We start from the raw sequence: 20,698 nt of genomic DNA on the forward strand, positions 1-20,698 counted from the left end.
CGGCCGACTCAGTTGGCACTGTCGATGATCAGCTTGGGCACGGCAAAGTCGGCGAGGCCCCATTTGGCGGCGATCTTCGCGTAGCTTCCGTCGGCGATGAGCTTGTTCATGGCGTCGACCAGCTCGGCGGCGAGTGCTTCGTTGGTCCGGCTGATGGCCAGGCCGACGTACTGGAACGTGAAAGGCTTGCCGACGGCCACGTACGCATTCGGCTCCTGGCCCATGATGTAGGGCAGGGTCTCGCCGCCTTGCACCGCGGCGTCGAGGCGGCCCTGGCGCAGTTGGGTGCGTGCATCGGACGAGCCGTCGGTGCCCGTGACGGCGATCGCCGGCTTGCCGGCCTTCACGCACTGCTCGTCGCTCCACTTGCCGATCTCGGCCGGGAAGGAGGTGCGGCGGCTTGCGCCCACTTTCTTGCCGCACAGGGCCGCCATGCTGGCGAACTCCGCCGCGCGTTCCTTCATCACGTAGAACTGCGGGCCCGTCTTGAGGTAGTCGATGAACTTGACCGCGTCACGCCGGGCCGGCAGGTCGGTCATGCCGGACAGGATGATGTCGACGCGGCCGGTGGCGAGTGAACTCATCATCTGGTCGAAACTGGTTTCTTCCCATTTGATCTTCGTGCCGAGCTTGGCGGCGAGCGCTTCGCCGAGGTCGATGTCGAAGCCGGTGAGTTTGCCACTGGCCGGGTCCTTGAATTCGAGCGGCGGATAGTTGGACACCACCGCGGCGGATATCGGTGCGCCTTTGGCGCGTGCGGTTTGCGCGTGCGCAGCGGACAGCATGAAGGCGGAGATAGCCACCATCGCGATCAGGCGCTGGATGAAACTCAGAGACATGATTCAACCCCAGTAAAGGAAGGAAAAAAAAAGACGGGAACCCGGTATGTGCTGGTATGAGGGCGTACCTATGGCGGCCGCTTGAAAGCGGCCTGCGCCGCGTCCGCCGCGAGGAAAGCAAGAAGGCTGCGCTCAATGTCTTGCGGCACCACCTGATGCGCGTTGTGGCCGCCATACGGCACCATCGATAGCCGTGCACCGGGTATGCGGGCCGCGAGTTCTTCGGAGCAATGGGCTGGCGTGCTCATGTCGTCCAGCAAGCCCAGCACCAGCGTCGGCGCCGTGATGTGGCCCAAGGCCAAGCGCCGGTCATGCGAGAGGCACGCCTCCATGCGGCGCAGCATGATCTCCTTGCCCGGAAATGCGTCCAGCGCCGCGGGCAGCGCCGCCGCGAAGGCCGCGTCGTGCCGCCTGATCCAGTCAGGCGGATAGATGGCGAGGGGTCCGGTGCGGACAAATGTCTCCACGCCCAGCCCGGTGAGGATCTCGCGCCGCATCGTCATCATCCGATCGAAATAGGCGTCCGGCCCAGCCCAGCTCGCATAGATCACCAGCCCGGCGACACGCCCGGGATGGTCGGCGGCGATGGCCTGCGCAACCGCCCCGCCGAGCGAGTGGCCGAYGATATGCGCGCGACGCAGGTCAAGTCGGTCCATCAGCCCCAGCACGTCCGCGGCCAGTTGGTCCACCGAATACGGTCCGGCCCAGGCGTCGCTGCGACCGAGCCCTCGGTGGTCATGCGTGATCACGCGAAAGCGCTCGGCGAGCGCCGGAACAATCCCCTGCCACGGCGACGCGAGCCCATTCAGGCCTGAGATCAACAGCAGCGGCTCGCCACTGCCGGTGTCCTCATAGTTCAGCTCGCCCCAATCCAGCATGATCCTTGCCATGAGTCAGGCCCTTCTGTATGACGCTTGGGGCACGTACCGTCCTCAGCGCGCCGCGATCTGGGCGGCGGCCGTGTTGCTTTCGAGGCCGTGTTTGGCCAAGGCCTTCGCATAGGCACCATCGGCCACGGCATCTTTCAGCGCCTGGGTCACAGCCAAGCGCAAGGACTGGGACTGCTTGGGGAACGCGGCGACGATAAGCAGCGAGGTCAGAGGCTTGCCGATGGTCACGTACGTACCTTTTTCCAGCGACATCGTGTAAGGGATCGATTCACTGCTCTGCACCGCGACATCGACGCGGCCCTGGCGCAATTGCAGCCGGGCAGCGGGCGTGCCGTCGGATTCCTGCACCTGAACGGCGGGGAGACCCTTGGGAAGACAGTTCGCGTCGCTCCATTTGCGCATCGCGGCATCGAAGCCATTGCGACGATTGGCGCCGACCTTCAGGCCGCACAGGTCGAGCGTGTTCGAGATGGGCGGGTGCGTGGCCAGCGTGTACGGCTGCATGCCGGACGTGAGGTAAGGCACGTAGTCCAGGCGATCGGCGGCTTCAGGCGCGTCGAGCAGGCTGAACGCCATGTCTACCCGGCCCGTGGTGAGCGAATTGATGGCCGACTCGTAGGACGTGTCCTGCCACTCGATCGGTATGCCCAGCCGGCGGCCCACATAGGCTGCCAGATCGACATCGATGCCGACGAGTTCGTTGGTTTCGGGGACCTTGTAGGCCATCGGCGGGAATGCGGCGAACAGCGCAATCGTCAGCTTCTTGCGGGCCAGGATGTCGGCCGGCAGCTGGATGGCGGGCTTCTGGGTCTGTGCGAGCAGTTCGGTGGCCGGCAGCAGGAGGACAACCGCGGCAATGAGGGCCGCACGGCGAAGAATGCGAGGTGACATGGAGAATCCAGATTGAGCGGCAAGCAACGAACGGATCAGCCGCGCACGGCGGAAATGAACTCGCGGGTGCGCGGATGCCGCGGCGTGGACAGAACTTCGGCCGGGCTGCCGGTCTCGATGACCTGCCCCTTGTCCATGAACATCACGCGTGTGGCCACATCGCGGGCGAAGCCCAGCTCGTGGGTGACCACCACCATGGTCATGCCGCTGGTTGCCAGGTCGCGCATCACCGCCAGCACTTCGCCGACGAGTTCGGGGTCGAGCGCCGAGGTCGGTTCGTCGAACAACATCAGTTGCGGCCGCATGGCCAGTGCACGTGCGATGGCCACGCGCTGCTGCTGGCCACCCGACAACTCGATCGGAAATCCGTCGCACTTGGCGCCCAGGCCGACTCGCTCCAGCAGCGCGCGGGCTTCAGGAACGACCTGGGTACGCGGACGGCGCTGCACGCGTACCGGGCCTTCGATGACGTTCTCCAGCACGGTCATGTGCGGGAACAAGTTGAAGCGCTGAAACACCATGCCGGTCTTCAGCCGCTGGCGCGCGATCTCGCTTTCAGACAGCGGATGCAGCTTGTCACCGACACGCCGGAAGCCCACCAGTTCTCCGCCCACCCAAAGCGCGCCGTCGGTGACGACTTCGAGCTGGTTGATGCAACGCAGGAAGGTGCTCTTGCCCGAACCCGAAGGACCGATGATGCACAGCACTTCTCCTGCGGCGATGTCCAAGGTGATGCCCTGCAGCGCGTCGAAGCTGCCGAAGCTCTTGCGTACATCGATCGCGCGGACGATGGGCTGGGCTGTCGTATTCACGGTGTTCGTCATGTTCATTGCCTCGAGGTCGCGCGGCCCGCGCCGCGGGCGTAGTAGGACTCCACGCGCGATTGGGCCAACGACAGCACGCTGACAACCACGATGTACCAGATGCCTGCCACGATCAGCAGTTCGATCACGCGCGCGTTGGCGTAGTAGATGTTCTGCGCGTTGTGCAGCATCTCGGCGTACTGGATGACGCTGGCCAGCGAGGTGAGCTTGATCATGCCGACGAACTCGTTGCCGATCGGCGGGATGATCACGCGCATGGCCTGCGGCAGGATCACCCGGCGCAGCGCCAGCAGGCGCGGCATGCCGATGGACTTGGCGGCTTCGTACTGGCCGACGTCGACCGACAGCAGCCCGGCGCGCACCACTTCCGAGGTGTAAGCCCCCTGGTTGATGCCGAGACCCAGCAGCGCAGCGAGAAAGGGCGTCATCAAATCGACCGTGCGAGCTTCCCAGACGCCGGGGATCCCGACTGTCGGGAACACCAGTGCGAGGTTGAACCACAGCAGCAGTTGCAGGATGACCGGCGTGCCGCGGAACAACCACGTGTAGCCCCGCGCGACCCAGCTCAGCACGGGGTTGGTGGACAGGCGCATGATCGCCGTGACCACGCCGAGCGCAATGCCGAGCGCCATCGCCAGAACGCTCATCACGACCGTGTTGACCAGTCCGTCGAGGATGGCCTGCGCGGTCAGGAAGCGCGCAACGTACGCCCATTCGATCTTGCCGTGCGCGAAGGCGTTGGCCACGAATGCGAGTGCAAGCACGATCAGAGCGGTGGAAACGTAGCGCCCCCAGTAGCGGCGCGGCACGTGCTCGAGGTGCGAGATGCTCGTGAGCTCGGGTACGGCGACCGACGCCGAAGAGGCGGCGGTCAGCATCGCGGGCCCCGGTAGCCGGCGATCCATTGGCCTTCTGCGGCCAGCTTCACCTTCATTCGCGCAATCTGTTCCAGCACGCGCGCCGGCGCGGTGCCGCCCTGGCCGGTGCGCGCGGCCACCGCCGCGTCCAGCGTGAGATGCTTGAGCACTTCGGGCGTGAGACGCGGGTCGACTTCGGCCAGCAGTTCGACCGGGACATCGCTCAGTTCGATCTGCTTGGCTTCGCAGGCCTTGACCAAGGCGCCGGTGATCTCGTGGGCCTCGCTGAACGGCACGCCGTTGACAGCGAGCCAGTCCGCGACTTCGGTGGCGAGCGTGAAGCCCAGGGGCGCCTGGCGCCTCAGTTGTTCGACATTGACGCGCATGGTGCGGATCATCCCGGCCATGGCCGGCAGCACCAGCGACAGCGTGTCGATGCTGTCGAAGGCCGCGCTCTTGTCTTCGGCCAGATCGCGGTTGTAGGCCAGCGGAAGCGACTTGAGCGCCGACAGCATGCCCACCAGGTTGCCGATGAGCCGGCCGGCCTTGCCGCGGCTCAGCTCGGCGATGTCCGGGTTCTTCTTCTGCGGCATGATCGAACTGCCGGTGCAGTAGCCGTCGTCGAGCTCCACCCACTGGAACTGGCGCGAGGACCACAGCACCACCTCTTCGGAGAGGCGCGACAGCTCCACCGCGAGCATGCTGGTGATGAAGAGGAACTCGCATACGTGGTCGCGCGCCGCGACGGCATCGATCGAGTTCTCGCAGGGCGCGTCGTAGCCGAGTTCTTCGGCGGACAGTTCCGGCGAACGGCAGATCGCCGAACCGGCCAGCGCCGCGGCGCCGAGGGGAGAGCGGGCGCTGCGGCGGTCCCAGTCGATCAGGCGGTCGATGTTGCGGCCGATCGCTTGTGCATGTGCCATCAGGTGATGCGCGAACACGATGGGCTGCGCCGGCTGCAGATGGGTGAAGCCTGTCGACAAGGTTCCGGTGTGCAGCAGGGCCTGGGCGACCAGGGCTTCCTGCAGGTCGAGCACCGCGCTGGCGATGGTGCGGGCGCGGTCGCGCAGATAGAGCTTCAGGTCGTTGGCTGCCTGGTCGTTGCGCGAGCGGCCGGCGCGCAGCTTGCCGCCGATCGCGCCCAGCCGCTGGGTGAGCACGCGTTCGAGGAAGGTATGGACGTCTTCGTCGGCCTCGGAGGGATTCAGCTTGCCGGCGGCGTATTCCTGTTCCACCGCGTCCAGGGCCGCGAGCAAGTCGGCAAGCTCGCCGGCCTGCAGCACGCCGGCATGCGTCAGCTCACGCGCATGGGCGCGCGATCCGGCCAGGTCGTAGGGCACCAGCCTGAAGAAGCTGGGTTCCGAGCGCGACAGCGCCTTCAGCGCCGCCGAGGGTTCGGACTTGAAACGCGCGCCCCAAAGGCGCTGCGTCACGTTGGGCTCCTGTTTTTGCATATCGCTACCATGAAGAGATGACATGGTCTGGATGGTAGTGAGCATTCCCGACCATGGAAAACGAGATTAAGACCCGCATCGCTTGCAAAAAAACTCAGCATCCAGAGGGCTCCGATCCAAGCTCCGAGGCGGGAAAACGAGGCTTGTGGCCCGAACCTTGCGAGCCTTAAAACCCCCCGAAGATTTCTTGGAATAGAAGCATCCCATGTCCGACATGATGAAGCGCCTGACGGTGCGAAACAGACTGCCTCCGCTCAACGCGCTGCGTGCATTCGATGCCACCGCCCGCCATCTCACCGTGGTGAAGGCCGCGGACGAACTGAGCGTCACGCCAAGTGCCGTCAGCCATCAGCTGCGAATTCTCGAAGACGCGTTGGGCGTTCAACTCTTCAGCCGTTCCAAGACCCGCTTGAAGCTCACCTCGCACGGTGAAGCCTTGTTGCCCTCGATTCGCGCGGCTTTCCAGATGATCGCTTCGGCCGCGGCCAAGCTCGGCGATGCGGTGATGGTGGGCGACCTGGTGGTGTCCGCGCCCGTCGGACTCTCGTCGCGTCTGTTGACGCGTCATATCGGCGAATTCATGGTGGCGCACCCCGACGTCAGGTTCAAGCTGGTCGCCTCCAACGAGGACAAGGAGGTCTACCAGACCGGCGTGGACCTGTGCATTCGCTACGGCACCGGCATCTGGCCCGAACGGCAGGTGCGCCTGATGAGCCACGTGGAGCTGTTCCCGGTTTGCAGCCCGGCGATGATCAACGACCCGCACGGTGTGCGGACGGTGGATGACCTGAAACACCACTTGCTGTTGTGCGAGGACGCAGGCGCCGAGTGGACGCGCTGGCTGCTCGCTTCCGACGCACCCGCCGCAGGCTTTCGGATGATCGAAATGGGCAACGCGCACATCGCGATCGAGGCCGCGCTCCATGGCCAGGGCGCGGCCTTGGGTGACAGCCTCCTGCTCGGCGACGATCTGGCAGAAGGCCGGCTGGTGCGGCTGTTCGAGAACAGCGTGCCGGCCAAGCATGCGTACTACGTGGTATGCCGCCACGAGATGTGCGAGAACCCGCTGGTCGCGGGCTTCACCGACTGGATTCTCGGTAAGGTCCGCGTGGCGGGATAGCCAGCAGCCGTGGCCGGGACTACGATTCCCCTTGTTTGGCAAACGATCGCACGGTCTGCTGCAGCATCTGGTGGGCAGCTGCCGCCTGATCGACCAGCGTATGCACATGCTGCCGATCGGCCTCCAGGCTCTCGCCCAAGTGAACGAGTTCGTTCGCGACTGCAGTCGGTGCGGGGCCGCCGTACAGAATTCGGCGTTTGACGAAGGCCGCCGGATTCATCGCCTCGGCAAATGCGGCTGCAGAGAGCTCAGGCGGCTCGTGGCCCAAGGTCTTCGCGGCCGCGTCGAGCTGACGGCTCGTCGCTTGAGAGGGCGTCACGCCCGCCTCCTTGGATTGCCGCACGAACACGGCGACGATCTGATGGGCCGTGCGCCACGCAATGTGGGCGTTGCGCACCAGCGCGCCGGCCAGGTCCGTCACCTGCGCCCAGTTCGCGCCCGCGAGTTCAAGCATGCGGTCATCGTGGACTTTAAGGTCTCGCAGGAGTGGTCCCAGCGTCTCCAGCCGCACGCTCAGGTCCCGGCCCAGTTCCCATAGGATGGCCTGACTGCTCCTGCGCTCCATGATCGGAAAACCTGTGGGCCCCCGTTCCGCGACCATGACCGTGGTCACGGCCCCCATCGCGCGGGCTGAAATGGACTTCATGTCTTCCAGTCCATCTGGATTCTTCTTCTGCGGCATGATGCTGCTCGTGCCGCAGTAGCGATCGGGCAGCTCGACCATCGCGAATTCCGTGGTCGACCACAAGAAGAGGTCGTCGGCCATACGCGCCAGGCCCTGCCCCAGGGTTGCGAGAACCCCCACGTATTCCATCAGGAGATCCTGGCTCAGGATCGCATCCATGGTGTGCGGCAGTGGCTGATCGAAGCCCAGCAGTTGGCTGACGCGATGACGATCGATCGGAAAGTCGCTGCCGGTGAGGATGGCCGCGCCAGCGGGTGAACTGTTCAGCCGGGCGTGGAACGACACCAGCCGCGCCATATCGCGCGCAAACACCGCCTCGAACATCGTGAGCCAGTGCGCGAATGTGGTCGGCTGCGCATGCTGTCCGTGGGTGTAGCCCGGCATCACGGTCTCGCAATGGCGTCCAGCAAGTTCGATCAGCGTTTGCCGAACATCGCATAAGGCGGCCATCAAGCGGTGCACATGGTTGCGTATGGTCAGGCGCCGGGCCACTTCGGCCAGGTCACCCGAGCTGCGACCGATGTGCAAGTAGCCGCCGACGTCTTCTCCCAGCGTGTGGATGAGGTAGTGCTCCCCCGAGTGCATGCCGCCGTCGACCCGGTTGCGCGCCTGCGCCACGCCTTCCTCTTCCATGGACAGCAAGCCGCTCAGCAGCGCGGCGCCGATGTCGCGCGGAATGATGCCGGTCTCGGTCAACATGACGGCATGCGCCTTGTCGAAGGCATGGATCGCGTGTACCGATTCGCCGAGCAGGCTGGAACGATGGAAGTCGAGATGCGCGAGCGGCGCCTCGGTCAAACGGGTACCGGCGGAACGAAAGCCGCGATAGGTGGTGTCGGGATGCTTCATGACAGTCGTCCTGTGGCCTTGCTCACTGCTGGCGCGGCTGGGTGTTGATGGTGATTTCCTGAACCTTTGCGTAGTCGAGTTTCCAGGCGTCGAAGATCTTGGCGTAGGTGCCGTCCTTGATCATCGAAGCGAGTGCGTCGGCGACCACATCGCGTAGCGCCGACTTCGACTTGGCAAAGGCAAACCCCGCGAGGTCGACGGTGGCGGGCTTGCCGATGAGGATGAACTTACCCTTGTCGGGCGATTTCGGATCCTCGTTGATGTAGCGGATCGCGTCCACGCTCTGCGCCGCGGCGACGACCCGTCCCTGCATGAGGTGCATGCGGGCGTCCGCCGTCTTGTCCGTCAGTGAAAAGCGCATCTCGGGCAAGCCCTTGGCGACGCACACGTTCTGATTGACCTCCTTCAGGCGGATGAAGAAGATGCCGTTGCGGTTGACTGCAACGTCCTTGCCGCAGACATCCTCGACCTTCTTCAATTGTTGCGCCTTGTCGGCGAAGGCGAAGAGCTGCGTCCCTGTTGCGAAGTAGTCGATGAAGTCCGTCTTGTCGCGCCGCGTCGCGATATCGGCAATGACCGACGCACCCATGTCGATGCGGCCAGTGTCGATGGAGTTGATGATCTGGTCGAGCGACTGTTCCTGCCATTCGATCTTCAGCCCAAGGCGCTTGCCGATCTCCTCCACCAGGTCGATGTCGAGTCCCATCAGCTTCTGTGTGAGCGGATCCTTGTACTCAAGGGGTATGTAGGTGGGGCTGGTGCCGACGACGATCTTGCCGGCGCGACGGTAGGCCTCCGGCACGCGCGACGGCAACGCAGCGGCCGACACCGCATTCGAGGACGCGGCGGGTATTGGGTCTTCGGCGTGGACGGCCAGGGTGGTCGACAGGCCGAGGGCGAGGGCGAGGGCCGGCCAATGCCGATGCCAGAGCGGATTGAATTTCATGATGACCTCAATGTGGGAGGAGTGCGGATGAAGCAGCAGACGACGATGCGGGCGATGGCCGGTGCAGGCGCTGCAGGAACTCTCTGGTGCGGGACTGCCGCGGGTTGCCGAACAGCTGGGCCGGTGGGCCGCATTCGACGACGCAGCCTTCCTCCATGAAGGCCACGCGATCGCAAACCTCCTGGGCAAAGGCCAACTCGTGGGTGACCAGAATCATGGTGCGCCCTTCGGCGGCCAGGTCCTTCATCACGGAGAGCACTTCACCGACCAGCTCGGAATCGAGGGCCGAGGTGGGTTCATCGAGCAGAAGCATCGTGGGCTCCATGGCAATGGCCCGGGCAATGGCCACGCGTTGCTGCTGCCCACCGGAAAGCTGCGACGGATACCTGTCGCAAAAGCTTGCCAGACCCACGCGGTCGAGAAGGCGTCGGCCTTGCGCCTCGGCCGTCGACCTGTCGGCGCCCTTGACGATCATGGGGCCGCTCGCGACGTTTTCCAGCGCAGTCATGTGGGGAAAGAGATTGAACTTCTGGAACACCATGCCCACCCGGCTGCGTTGCTCGGCCACCTTGCGATCACCGTGTTCATGCAGCTTGCCGTTGCGCAGTGCGTAGCCTACGACTTCGCCATTGACGAACAACTCGCCGCGGTCGATGGATTCGAGCTGATTGAAGCAGCGCAGGAAAGTGCTCTTGCCGCTGCCCGACGGCCCGACGATGCCGAATACCTCGCCGGCCTGCACTTCAAGGGACACGCCGCGCAGCACCTGGACATCACCGAAAGATTTCCAGACATCACGCGCTACAGCGATCGGATTCATGCGGTCACCTCCACGATCTTGGGCGCCGCCACGGCGCGCCCCGGATTGACACGGTTCAACGAACGCGCCAGGCGCCGCTCGAGCCTTCTCTGCAAGTAGCTGAGGACGGTGACCGTCACCAGGTAGTAGATGGCGCACACGAACAACAGCTCGATTACCCGGTTGTTCACGTAGTAGATGAGCGAGGCCGAGTGAACCACCTCCTGATAGTTGATGGCGGCCGCCAGCGACGTGGTCTTCAACATGCTGATCACCTCGTTCCCTATCGGCGGCATGATGACCCGCAGTGTCTGCGGCAGCACGATCTTGCGCATGACCTGGGTCTTGCGCATGCCCAGGGCTTGCGCGGCTTCGTACTGGCCGGCGTCGATCGAAAGGATGCCGGCCCGGATCACCTCCGCCGTATAGGCGCCTTGGCAGACGCCCAAGCCAAGCAGGGCCGCGAGGAAGGGCGTCATCAGCGTGACCGTGCCCACCTCCCAGACCCCGGGCAGCCCCACGGTTTGGAACACCAGCGCCAGGTTGAACCACAGCAGCAGCTGCAGGTAGACCGGCGTGCCCCGGAAAAACCAGATGTAGCTCGACGCGACGAACCGCGACACGGGGTTGGACGACAGGCGCATCAGGGCGACGAGCAGCCCCAGTCCGATGCCCAGCCCCATGGCGCAGACCGTGAGGATCAGCGTGTTGCCCATGCCGCGCAGGATGGCCGTCGCGGTGAGGAATTGCCGCACATACTCCCACTCGATCTTGCTCGTGGCGAAAGCTTGCACGAGGAACACCATCACGGCAGCAGAGAGCGCTGCCGTGATCCAGCGGCCAGGATGCCGCAGAGGTACGCGTGGAATGCCGGCCAAGGACGGCAAAGGCTGAGCGGAACGGTGGTCATTGTCCATGGCGCTTTCTCCTCGTCTGCGGTTTCCTGTCACGCCTGCTTGAGCCGGCGCTGGTGCATCACTCGCCCGATGGTGTTCAGCAGCAGTTGCGCCGCCAATATCGCAGTCGAACCAGAATGGTCGTAGTCGGGCGCGACTTCGACCAGGTCGATGCCCACGACCTCGCCCTGCAGCGCCAGCCCGGCGAAGATCTCCAGGCCCTCGTAGTACGTCAGTCCGCCATGGCTCGGCGTGCCCGTTCCAGGCGCGATGGAAGGATCGAAGCCGTCGATGTCGATGGTCAGGTAGTAGCGCACCCCTTTCGGGATCCGGTCGAGCACGCCCTGCACGCCGAGCTTGCGCAATTGGCGCACCGAGATGATGTCGGAACCCATTCGCCTTGCTTCTTCGTAGCCTTCCCGTGCGGTTGACGAGACGTTGCGGATGCCGATCTGCGTCATGCCCGACACCACGGATCTTTCCGCGGCGCGACGCAGGGGATTGCCATGGCCGTGGCGAACACCATGCCGCTCGTCGACGAAATCCAGGTGCGCATCGATATGCACCACATGAAAAGGCTCCTGCCCCTCGAAGGCGGCAATGCAGGGAATGTTGATGGAGTGGTCCCCGCCCAGCACCACCGGCAGGGCCCCGGCAGCCAGCATCTTGCGCACGCCGTATTCGATGTTGTCGTGGCATTTCTCGGTGTTCGTGTGGACCATGTCGGCGTCGCCGATGTCGACCATCCGGACCTCGCCAGCGGGCATGTAGAGCACGTCGTCCTCGAAGTCGTAGGCGCCTCCATGACCAAAGGCGAACAGCGTCGACGCCTCCCGAATCGACCGGGGACCGAAGCGAGCGCCGGCCCGCCATTGGGTGCCGCAATCGAAGGGGGCCCCCATCACGGCAACATCTGCGTCGATGGCATTCCAATCGAGGCACAGGGGCGACTTTCCGAATGTGCAGATGCCCACGAAGGGCAGGTCCAGGCGGTCCTGGTCGTAGCGGTTCTTCTCGGCGGTTTGACTCACTTGCGGATCCTTTCGGCGTTGGCTCAAGTGAATTCTGGACACTGGAACCCTCCGGTAAAATCACAAAGTTGCGATATTCATTTCCGGAAATCCGGATGTATCCCCATGCAAGTCCATGACGCCGACCTCAAGCTTCTGCGGGTGTTCGATACCGTCATTCGCTGCGGCGGCTTCGCCGCAGCCCAGTCGACCCTGAGCCTCAGCGGCTCCCGCATCAGCGAGTACATGTCGCAGCTCGAGACACGCGTGGGCGTGCGCCTGTGCGAACGCGGCCGCGCCGGCTTCCGATTGACCGAGGATGGCGTCCAACTGCATGAGGCCGCACAACGTCTGCTTGGAGCCGTCGATACCTTTTCGATGGAGTCGGGTTCGCTCGGCAAGCAACTGCGCGGTGTTCTGCGCTTCGGCGTGATCGAAGCCACGCTGACCGACGATCATTCTCCGTTGCTGCCCGCGATCCGCAGCTTCGTGCGGGTGGCGCCCGATGTCCACTTGCAGATCGTGATGGACACCCCGGCGGGGATGGAGCAGCGGGTCCTCGACGGCAGCCTCCATCTCGCGCTGGGACCGTTCCCCGATCGGAACGCCGGACTCGACGACAAGACCCTCTACCGGGAGGAGCAGCTCCTGTATTGCGCATCACCCCATCCGGTCTACTCGTGCCCGTCGGGCCCCCGGCAGCTCGAAGAAATACATCGCTCCAGGCTTGCGGCGCGAAGCTACCTGCGAGGCCAGGAGTTGGCGCTGCTCCAGATCGCCGAGGCGTCAGCATCCGTGGACAACGTGGAAGGCCGTGCGCTGCTGATCCTCTCGGGCAAATACCTCGGGTTCCTGCCGGCTCATTACGCACATCCCTGGGAGCAAAGCGGCCTGCTCAAGCGCGTCAGCCCCGAGCGCTTTCGCACACACCTGGAGTTCAGGGCAATCTGGCGGCATGGCCCTCACCCTGCCCGCGTGGTCCAGAGCTTTCTGGATCATTTGGTGTCTGCCAGTCAGCAACGTGCGCGACCCGAGCGCAAGGCTTGAAGACCGGAGTCCTTCCTCACTGCCTGGTGCGCATCGGGGCGAATGCATTCATTCCGAGTGGCCGGTCGGCCGGCAGGCGTAGCCTTGAATCCGCTCGGGGGAGGCGTGCAAGGCGCACGGTCCGGGCAGCCGAAAATCCGCCGAATTAATTAATTTGCTGAGGGCGCCGACAATCATCCCCACGCCGCCGTGCACCCCGTGCGCGCTGGCGCTGGCCTCAAGGCAGTTCCGCAGTCGGCGCGCCGACCGCTCCACGCACGAGGAGCCCTGATGTGCAGGACCACAGGTCGAGGTTCATCAACACTGGTTTCATTCTCTGAGGAGGCCGGCATGCGCCGACTGCGTCTAGAAGCGAGCACTGCATGACAAAGATCAAGCATGTCCAGGGCATCGAACTCGTCGATTCACAAGGCATTTCCCGCGTCGCGGCGGCGGTCGTGCTCGACTCCGGCGCCTGTGGTTTTGCTGCCGCCTCCCGGCGGTATCGAGGCTCGACCTCCGCCGGCGCCTTGACCCACTTCTTCACGGTGTTGCGCGACAGGCCCGTACGCCTTGCGATGTCGCTGAACGAGAGATGGTCGCGGAAGTGCATCCGCTTGACCTTGCCAATCATGTCCATGGTGATCACCTGTTCGCCCCGCTGAAATATTCAGCAGGGCAGTTGAGCACCCTGGTCAAATTTGAATCGGCAGACCCGGGTTCAGGTGATCAATTTTCGGTCGGCGCCAACACGGCATGACACAAGGAACATCACAGTGGCCGCTGTTCAAGCCGCATTTCAAAGGGCAAGGGAGCTGGGGGCCGAACCAGCAAACAGCGACGTCAACTGAGGCTGCTGCGCCAATCGGCGCGTACGTTCAATTCGTTCAATTGGTTCCCGCATTGACCGACAGCGCATTTTGAATTGCACCAACCCGCCCGGGTGCGCCAAGGCGCGTCGCAGCCCCGAGCATCCGGCTGCAACAACAACTTCGGACGGACGCGGGACATGGCGCAACAGGTTTTCGACTTCGTGGTAGTGGGTGCCGGCTCGGCGGGTTGCGTGCTCGCGCACCGGCTGGTGCTGGCGGGGCGCAGCGTGCTGTTGCTGGAGGCGGGCCCGCCGGACAACGACCGCTTCATCCACATGCCCGCCACCTTCGTGCGGGTGATCGGCACCGAGCGCACCTGGGCCTACGAGAGCGAGCCGCAGAGCGCGGCGGGCGGTCGCAAGATGTTCGTGCCGCAGGGCCGCACGCTGGGCGGGGGCAGTTCGGTTAACGCCATGGTCTACATCCGCGGCACGCCCGCCGACTACGACGGCTGGCAGTCGCAGGGCTGTGAAGGTTGGGGCTGGAGCGACGTGCTCCCCTGGTTCCGCAAGGCCGAGGCGAACTCTCGCTTCGCCTGCGAGCTGCACGGAACGAACGGGCCGCTGAAGGTGAGCGACACGCGCTTTCGGCATCCGCTGAGCCTGGCTTTCCTGCGCGCGGCGCAGCAGGCCGGCCTGGCCTACAACGACGACTTCAACGGCGCCGAGCAGGCGGGCGTGGGCTTCTACCAGACCACCACATTCGAGGGGCGGCGTGCGAGCACCGCGGCCACCTACCTCGCGGCGGTGCGCGGCAACCCGAAGCTCACGGTGGTCACCGGCGCGCACGTGATGCGCGTATTGATGCAGGACGGCGCCGCCACCGGCGTGGTCTACCGCACGGGCCGGGATGGCAGCGGCGAAGACATCGTCGCCACGGCGCGCCAGGAAGTGATCCTCTCGGCTGGCGCATTGGCCTCGTCCAAGCTGCTGCTGCTGTCGGGCATCGGCCCTGGCGCGCAGTTGCAGTCGCTGGGCATTCCGGTGGCGCGCGACCTGCCCGGCGTGGGCGAGAACTTCCAGGATCACCTGGAGGTGTCGGTCTACGGTCGTACGCGCGAGCCGATCAGCCTGCTGGGCAACGACCGCGGTCTGGCCGCGCTCAGACACGGGCTGCAATGGACGCTCTTCAACACCGGCCTGCTCACCTCCAACGTGGTCGAGAGCGGCGGCTTCGTCGACACCACCGGCGAAGGCCGGCCCGACCTCCAGTTCCACGTGCTGCCCGTGCTCGTGGGCGATGTGGACCGCGAGCCGCTGGCCGGCCATGGCCTGTCGATCAACCCCTGCTTCCTGCGGCCGAAGTCGCGCGGCAACGTGCGCCTGCGCAGCGCCGACCCGATGGCGCCCATCCTCTTCGACGGCGGCTACCTCCAGGCCAGGGAAGACGTCGACACGCTGGTGCGCGGCGTGAAGCTCGCGCGCCGCATCCTGCGCGCACCGGCGTTGCGCGAGCTGGTGAGCGAAGAACTCGCGCCCGCCGCCGCGGACGAACTGGCCGACGACGCCATCGAGGCTTACGTGCGCCAGCGCRCCAAGACCGTCTACCACCCGAGCGGCACCTGCCGCATGGGTCGCGACGACATGGCTGTGGTCGACGCGCGCATGCGCGTGCATGGGGTGGCGAAGCTGCGCGTGTGCGATGCCTCGGTGATGCCGTCGCTGGTCAGCGGCAACACCAACGCGCCGACCGTGATGCTGGCCGAGCGCTGCGCGGACTTCGCGCTGTCGGGCAACTGACATTGCGCGCTCGATCAAGGGCCGGCGTGCACCCGAACCTAGAGTCGATGCAGACAAGGAGACGCAGCGAATGAGTTCCACAGATTCGATGGCTGGCAAGGTCGCGTTCATTACCGGTGGCGGCACAGGCATCGGCGCGGCGGTGGCCGAACAGTTCGCGGCCGCAGGCGGCCGCGTGGTGCTGATGGGGCGCCGTCTCGCGCAGCTCGAAGCCGTCGCCTCCGCACTCGGTGGGCTCGCGGTGGCGGGCGATGCCGCCAACACCACCGATGTGCGGCGCGCGCTGGCCGAGGCCCGCGAAAAATACGGCGGTGTCGACGTGCTGGTCGCCAACGCGGGTGGCCACGGCGTGGGCGATGCGCTGTCCACCGACGACGCCTCGTGGGCGCTCTCCACGCGGCTGAACCTCGACACCGCCTTCATCTGCGCCCGCGAGCTGCTGCCCGAGCTCATCGAGCGGCGCGGCAACATCGTGGTGCTGTCGTCGCTGGCCGGCCACTTCGCGGGCCCGGGCGTGATCGGCTACGTGACGATGAAGCATGCGCTCATCGGCCTTGTGCGTTCGCTGGCGCGCGACTACGGTAAGCAGGGCGTGCGCGTGAATGCGGTGTGCCCCGGCTGGGTGCGTACCGAGATGGCCGACGAGCAGATGCAGGTGCTGGTCGACAGGTACCGGTTGGCGAATGCCGATGCGGCCTATGACCTGGTCACGCGCGACGTGCCGATGGGGCGCGCCGCCAGTCCGCTGGAGGTGGCCAACGCCGTGCTGTTCCTGGCCTCGCCGCTGGCCGCGATGGTCACCGGGAGTTCGCTGATGGTCGACGGCGGTGCATCTGCCGTGGACCTTCCCACCATCGCCTTCGCGCACGACGCCTGAGGAAGACGCCATGAGCACCATCCCCGCCGACACCGCCACCAAGCCCGCCGACTGGAAGACCTACGACCAGTTCGCGCTCGGCATCGCAACCAACCGCCTGCCGGCCACCGACGCACTGGTCGGCCGGACCTTGACGCTGGCCTTGCCCGGCTTTGGCCTCACGCTGCGCCTGCGTTCGCAACACGTGGTGGACTGGCAGGAGCAGGGCGCGCGCGGCGGCCATGCCCAAGGCGACTGGTACGAAGCCATCGAGGTCGCAACCGACACCTTCTTCCTCGACATCACGCAGGCCAGCCGCCCCACCGAGGCATTGACCGTGGTGCTCAACACGCGCACGCGCCGCGTGCTCGCCATCCGCTGCCGCATCGTCGGCGCAGATGAAGCTGCAGGCCAGCCGCGCGTGCCGCAGGACTTCTGGGTAGGCACGCTGGAAGGCGGGCCCGCCACAGGCGTCGTGCCCCATGCCACGCGCGACCTGATCGGCCTGCGCACCTGGCAGACCTACAGCCCCGACCACACCTACGAGCACACCTACCTGAGCGCCGAGCGCTACGCCTGGCAATGCCTGATCGGCGTGCAGCGCGGCCACGGCGACGTGGACCTCGCGAGCTACTGGAAGTTCGACGATGAGCAGTACCTCTTCACCTTCCGAGAGTTCCTGATTCCGGTCGCGTCGGTGTTCTTCTTCAACTTCGCGAGCGGCCGCTCGACGGGCAAGTTCCTCGGCGTCACCGGCAGCGGCGATATCGCCAACAACCCGGCCGGCGCCTTCATGCGCAAGGCCTCGCAAACCTTCTACCCGCCCGAGTTCGGGCCGGTCTGAATTCCCCATCCTTCGCTGTCGTACCCAGGAGCTTCACTTCATGCGCACGCCCTACCAGATCGTTGCCGATCACTATGCCGCCTCCGACCGCCAGGACCTCGAGGCCATGTTCGCCGACGTGGCCGACGACGTGCAATGGACCGAGATGGCCGGCTTTCCCTGTGCCGGCACGCATGTCGGCCCGGCGCAGGTGATCGAGAAGGTCTTCAAGGCGCTGGGCGCCGAGTGGGAGGGCTACCGCTTCGTGCTCGAGCGGCTGGTCGACGGCGGCGACTCCGTGGTCGGCATCGGCGACTACCACGGCCACCACCGCGCCACCGGCAAGGCGATGCACGCGCGCGTCACGCATGTGTGGGAGGTGCGCGGCGGCAAGGTGCGGCGCTTCGAGCAGTTCACCGACACGCTGCTCGTGGCGCGGGCCATGCAGTGACGAGCTCGTTCTTTTCTTTMTCTTCAACGCACCACCCCGGAGCCTCTTCATGAATCTGCGAGACCTGTCGATCGAACACCTCGGCCAGGTGGGCCTGCTGGCGCAGCGGCGGCGCGGCAACCACATCGACGGCCGCGAGGCGGCGCCGGCCAATGGCATGTACCTGCCGGTGGTCGACCCGGCCACCGAGATGACCGTGGCCGAGGCGCCCGACAGCGATGCGGCCGACGTGAACGCGGCGGTGGCCAGCGCGTTGCGCACCTTCGAGAGCACCGCGTGGAAGTCGCTGCGCCCCGCCGACCGCGAGCGCATGCTCTACACGCTTTCGACCCTCATCGAGTCGCACGCCGACGAACTCAGCGCGCTCGAAACCCTGCAGAGCGGCAAGCTGCGCGGCATCGCGCGCATGGTCGATGTGGGTGGCGGCGCGGAGTTCGTGCGCTACATGGCGGGCTGGGCCACCAAGCTCGAAGGGCAGACGCTCGACAACTCCATCGGCATCCCGGGACCGCAGTGGGTGACTTACACGCGGCGCGAACCTGTGGGCGTGGTCGGCGCGATCGTGCCGTGGAACTTTCCGCTCGCGATCGCGCTGTGGAAGGTCGCGCCCGCGCTCGCCGCCGGCTGTACCGTGGTGCTCAAGCCCTCGGAAGAAACGCCGCTCTCCGCGCTGCGGCTGGCTGAGCTGGCCATCGAGGCGGGCTTTCCGCCCGGCGCGCTCAACGTGGTGTGCGGCCGCGGCGCCACGGCCGGTGCCGCGCTCGCCGCGCACCCGGACATCCGCAAGATCAGCTTCACCGGCTCGACCGCCGTGGGCCAGCGCATCGGCCATGCCGCGGTCGACAACATGGCGCGCTTCACGCTGGAGCTGGGCGGCAAGTCGCCGCTCATCGTGCTCGACGACGCCGACCCGGCCGCGGCGGCGCAGGGCGCGGCCAACGGCATCTTCTTTCACCAGGGGCAGGTGTGCACGGCGGGCTCGCGCGTCTATGTGCAGCGCGGCATCTTCGACAAGGTGGTGCAGCAGCTCGCCCACGCTGCGGAGGGCCTGCGCATCGGCTCGGGCTTCGACCCGGAGGCGCAGTTCGGACCGCTCGTGTCCAGGCGCCACATGGACCGCGTGATGGCGCACATCGACGGCGCGGTGGCCGAGGGCGCCACGCTCGTCACGGGCGGCAGCCGCGCCTTCGACGGCGGCTGCTTCGTCCGGCCGACAGTGTTCGTCGACACGCAGCCTTCGATGTGCATCGTACGCGAGGAAGTGTTCGGCCCCGTCGCCACGGTGGTGCCCTTCGACGATGTCGAGGATGTCATCCGCCTCGCCAACGACAGCGCCTACGGCCTCGCCGCGAGCGTGTGGTCGAACAATCTCTCGGCTGTGCACCGCATCGTGCCGCGCCTGCAGGCCGGCGTGGTCTGGGTCAACGCGCACAACGTGCTCGACAACGCGCTGCCGCTGGGCGGCGTGAAGCAGTCGGGCTACGGGCGCGACCTGGGGCGCGCGGCGGTCGAGAGCTTCACCGAGCTCAAGAGCGTGTGCATGGCGGTGTAGCCGCGCCCGGTTCCGAACGCAACAGAACACAACAGGAGACATTCATCATGCTGAGAAAAAAGAAGATCGCGCTGTCTGCCATCGTCAGCGCCATGGGCCTCGCCGGCTTCAGCGGGGCCTGGGCACAGTCCGGCCTCGACTGCGGCCTCAACAGCGGCAAGCCCGCGACGGGCGAGCCCATTCCCATCGGCGCCGTGGTCGGCAAGACGGGGCCCGACGACTTCAGCGCTTCGGGCCAGGCGGCGGCCGCGTACTTCAAGTGCGTGAACGCCAACGGCGGCATCAACGGCCGGCCGGTCGACTACATCGTGGTTGACGACCAGTGGAACCCCGAGACCGCGGCACAGGTCGCCTCCAAGCTCGTGAAAGACCGCAAGGTGGTTGCGCTCGCGGGCAGCACCAGCTTCGTGGAATGCGGCGCCAACGCCAAAATGTACGCCGACGAAGGCGTGATGGTGATCGCCGGCACCGGCGTGCCGCGCGAGTGCTTCAACGCGCGCAACTATGTGCCCGTGAATGCGGGGCCGCGCGTGTCGGCCACCATCGCCGCGATGTATGCGGCGCAGAAGTACAAGTCGAAGAAGATGGTCTGCATCATTCCGAACATTCCGAGCCTGGGCAACTGGGCCTGCGAGGGGCCGAAGGAATGGGGCAGGAAGAATGGCGTGGAGGTCGAGACCATCGCCATCGACCCGGGTTCGGCCGATGCCACTTCCACGATGCTGCAGGCCGCCGCGAAGAAGCCCGACACCATCATCATGAACGTGCCCAAGGGCATCCTCGTGCCCATGCTGGCGGCCGCCGAGCAGCAGAACATCGGCAAGAAGATCCACTTCGTGTCGTCCGCGCCGGCCTACAACGCCGACGTGCCCAAAGCCATCGGGCCGTACTGGAAAGGCAACTTCGACGTCAACCTCGAATTCAATCCGCTCGAATCGGCCGGGCCCGACAACAAGAACTGGCTCGCGGTGATGGACCGGTACGGCGCCAGGAGCGATCCGCGCGACACCTTCTCGCAGGCCGGCTACGTCGCCGCGCGGCTCGTGACGCAGGCCCTCCTCAAGATGGACCCGAAGAAGATCGACCGCGCGAGCGTGACCGATGCCTTGCGCAAGGTGACGGACTTTCGCAGCGACGTCCTCTGCAAGCCCTTCTACGTGGGCAACGGCAACCGCCACAACGCCAACAACAGCGGGCCGATCGCAAGTCCGGACGGCAATGGCTGGCGCTTTGCGCCCGGCGGCTGCCTGACGGCGGACGATCCGGAGCTGGTGGACATCCGCGCCGACGAGCAGAAGATGGGCCTCAAGTAGGCGCAC

At 65.7% G+C, this 20,698-nt stretch carries 18 protein-coding genes and 2 pseudogenes; 8 read left to right on the plus strand and 12 right to left on the minus strand.

Annotation, left to right across the window (positions count from 1 at the left end; genetic code table 11):
* Nucleotides 1-8 precede the first annotated feature (8 nt).
* The 6 genes from AC1D2E_RS00130 to argH (AC1D2E_RS00155) all read right to left on the minus strand — a co-directional run bounded on the left by AC1D2E_RS00130 (nt 9) and on the right by argH (AC1D2E_RS00155) (nt 5,755).
* Nucleotides 9-839, minus strand: coding sequence for an ABC transporter substrate-binding protein (locus AC1D2E_RS00130; RefSeq protein WP_478195507.1), 831 nt, complete (start codon nt 837-839; stop codon nt 9-11).
* 68 nt (nt 840-907) lie between these two features.
* Nucleotides 908-1,729, minus strand: coding sequence for an alpha/beta fold hydrolase (locus AC1D2E_RS00135; protein WP_478195508.1), 822 nt, complete (start codon nt 1,727-1,729; stop codon nt 908-910).
* A 42-nt stretch (nt 1,730-1,771) separates the two neighbouring features.
* The gene (locus AC1D2E_RS00140) at nt 1,772-2,647 is read right to left on the minus strand and encodes a transporter substrate-binding domain-containing protein (RefSeq protein WP_478195509.1); all 876 of its coding nucleotides are present in this window, start codon (nt 2,645-2,647) and stop codon (nt 1,772-1,774) included.
* An 8-nt stretch (nt 2,648-2,655) separates the two neighbouring features.
* Nucleotides 2,656-3,444, minus strand: coding sequence for an amino acid ABC transporter ATP-binding protein (locus tag AC1D2E_RS00145; protein ID WP_478195510.1), 789 nt, complete (start codon nt 3,442-3,444; stop codon nt 2,656-2,658).
* Nucleotides 3,445-3,446: 2 nt separating this feature from the next.
* The gene (locus AC1D2E_RS00150) at nt 3,447-4,322 is read right to left on the minus strand and encodes an amino acid ABC transporter permease (RefSeq protein ID WP_478195511.1); all 876 of its coding nucleotides are present in this window, start codon (nt 4,320-4,322) and stop codon (nt 3,447-3,449) included.
* Nucleotides 4,316-5,755: an argininosuccinate lyase gene (argH, locus tag AC1D2E_RS00155; RefSeq protein WP_478195681.1), complete on the minus strand. Its 1,440-nt coding sequence runs from the start codon at nt 5,753-5,755 to the stop codon at nt 4,316-4,318. Before argH (AC1D2E_RS00155) ends, AC1D2E_RS00150 begins: the two co-directional genes overlap by 7 nt.
* A gap of 205 nt (nt 5,756-5,960) precedes the next feature.
* Between argH (AC1D2E_RS00155) and AC1D2E_RS00160 the strand changes: the two genes are divergently transcribed.
* Entirely contained in the window at nt 5,961-6,875 is a 915-nt protein-coding gene (locus tag AC1D2E_RS00160; protein ID WP_478195512.1) for a LysR substrate-binding domain-containing protein, read from the plus strand.
* A gap of 19 nt (nt 6,876-6,894) precedes the next feature.
* Here AC1D2E_RS00160 and argH (AC1D2E_RS00165) read toward each other — a convergent pair whose 3' ends face one another.
* From argH (AC1D2E_RS00165) to speB, 5 genes are all read right to left on the minus strand, one after another.
* A complete protein-coding gene (gene argH, locus AC1D2E_RS00165; RefSeq protein ID WP_478195513.1) occupies nt 6,895-8,409 on the minus strand; it encodes an argininosuccinate lyase in 1,515 nt (504 codons plus the stop codon).
* 22 nt (nt 8,410-8,431) lie between these two features.
* The gene (locus tag AC1D2E_RS00170; protein ID WP_478195514.1) at nt 8,432-9,223 is read right to left on the minus strand and encodes a transporter substrate-binding domain-containing protein; all 792 of its coding nucleotides are present in this window, start codon (nt 9,221-9,223) and stop codon (nt 8,432-8,434) included.
* Between the two features lie 139 nt (nt 9,224-9,362).
* Nucleotides 9,363-10,175: an amino acid ABC transporter ATP-binding protein gene (locus AC1D2E_RS00175; protein ID WP_478195515.1), complete on the minus strand. Its 813-nt coding sequence runs from the start codon at nt 10,173-10,175 to the stop codon at nt 9,363-9,365.
* Nucleotides 10,172-11,071 carry an amino acid ABC transporter permease gene (locus tag AC1D2E_RS00180; RefSeq protein ID WP_478195516.1) on the minus strand — a complete coding sequence of 300 codons (900 nt, stop codon included), beginning with the start codon at nt 11,069-11,071 and terminating at the stop codon, nt 10,172-10,174. Before AC1D2E_RS00180 ends, AC1D2E_RS00175 begins: the two co-directional genes overlap by 4 nt.
* Before the next feature lie 29 nt (nt 11,072-11,100).
* Nucleotides 11,101-12,081 (minus strand): agmatinase, encoded by a 981-nt coding sequence (speB, locus tag AC1D2E_RS00185; RefSeq protein ID WP_478195517.1) that lies wholly within the window; start codon nt 12,079-12,081, stop codon nt 11,101-11,103.
* A 105-nt stretch (nt 12,082-12,186) separates the two neighbouring features.
* Between speB and AC1D2E_RS00190 the strand changes: the two genes are divergently transcribed.
* Nucleotides 12,187-13,107 (plus strand): LysR family transcriptional regulator, encoded by a 921-nt coding sequence (locus AC1D2E_RS00190; RefSeq protein WP_478195518.1) that lies wholly within the window; start codon nt 12,187-12,189, stop codon nt 13,105-13,107.
* A gap of 472 nt (nt 13,108-13,579) precedes the next feature.
* Here AC1D2E_RS00190 and AC1D2E_RS00195 read toward each other — a convergent pair.
* Nucleotides 13,580-13,726 (minus strand): annotated as a pseudogene (locus AC1D2E_RS00195) (helix-turn-helix domain-containing protein); the annotation flags it as partial.
* Nucleotides 13,727-14,095: 369 nt separating this feature from the next.
* Here AC1D2E_RS00195 and AC1D2E_RS00200 point away from each other — a divergent pair.
* The 6 genes and pseudogenes from AC1D2E_RS00200 to AC1D2E_RS00225 all read left to right on the plus strand — a co-directional run.
* Nucleotides 14,096-15,688, plus strand: a pseudogene (locus AC1D2E_RS00200) (GMC family oxidoreductase); the annotation flags it as partial.
* Between the two features lie 79 nt (nt 15,689-15,767).
* Nucleotides 15,768-16,574 (plus strand): SDR family NAD(P)-dependent oxidoreductase, encoded by an 807-nt coding sequence (locus tag AC1D2E_RS00205; protein ID WP_478195519.1) that lies wholly within the window; start codon nt 15,768-15,770, stop codon nt 16,572-16,574.
* Nucleotides 16,575-16,584: 10 nt separating this feature from the next.
* The gene (locus AC1D2E_RS00210; protein ID WP_478195520.1) at nt 16,585-17,397 is read left to right on the plus strand and encodes a MoaF C-terminal domain-containing protein; all 813 of its coding nucleotides are present in this window, start codon (nt 16,585-16,587) and stop codon (nt 17,395-17,397) included.
* 40 nt (nt 17,398-17,437) lie between these two features.
* The gene (locus tag AC1D2E_RS00215; RefSeq protein WP_478195521.1) at nt 17,438-17,827 is read left to right on the plus strand and encodes a nuclear transport factor 2 family protein; all 390 of its coding nucleotides are present in this window, start codon (nt 17,438-17,440) and stop codon (nt 17,825-17,827) included.
* A 49-nt stretch (nt 17,828-17,876) separates the two neighbouring features.
* Nucleotides 17,877-19,379 (plus strand): aldehyde dehydrogenase family protein, encoded by a 1,503-nt coding sequence (locus AC1D2E_RS00220; protein WP_478195522.1) that lies wholly within the window; start codon nt 17,877-17,879, stop codon nt 19,377-19,379.
* 92 nt (nt 19,380-19,471) lie between these two features.
* On the plus strand, nt 19,472-20,692 hold the full coding sequence (locus AC1D2E_RS00225; RefSeq protein WP_478195682.1) for an ABC transporter substrate-binding protein: 1,221 nt from the start codon (nt 19,472-19,474) through the stop codon (nt 20,690-20,692).
* The last annotated feature ends 6 nt before the right edge of the window (nt 20,693-20,698 follow it).

This window comes from Variovorax sp. P1_H2, from assembly GCF_056405295.1.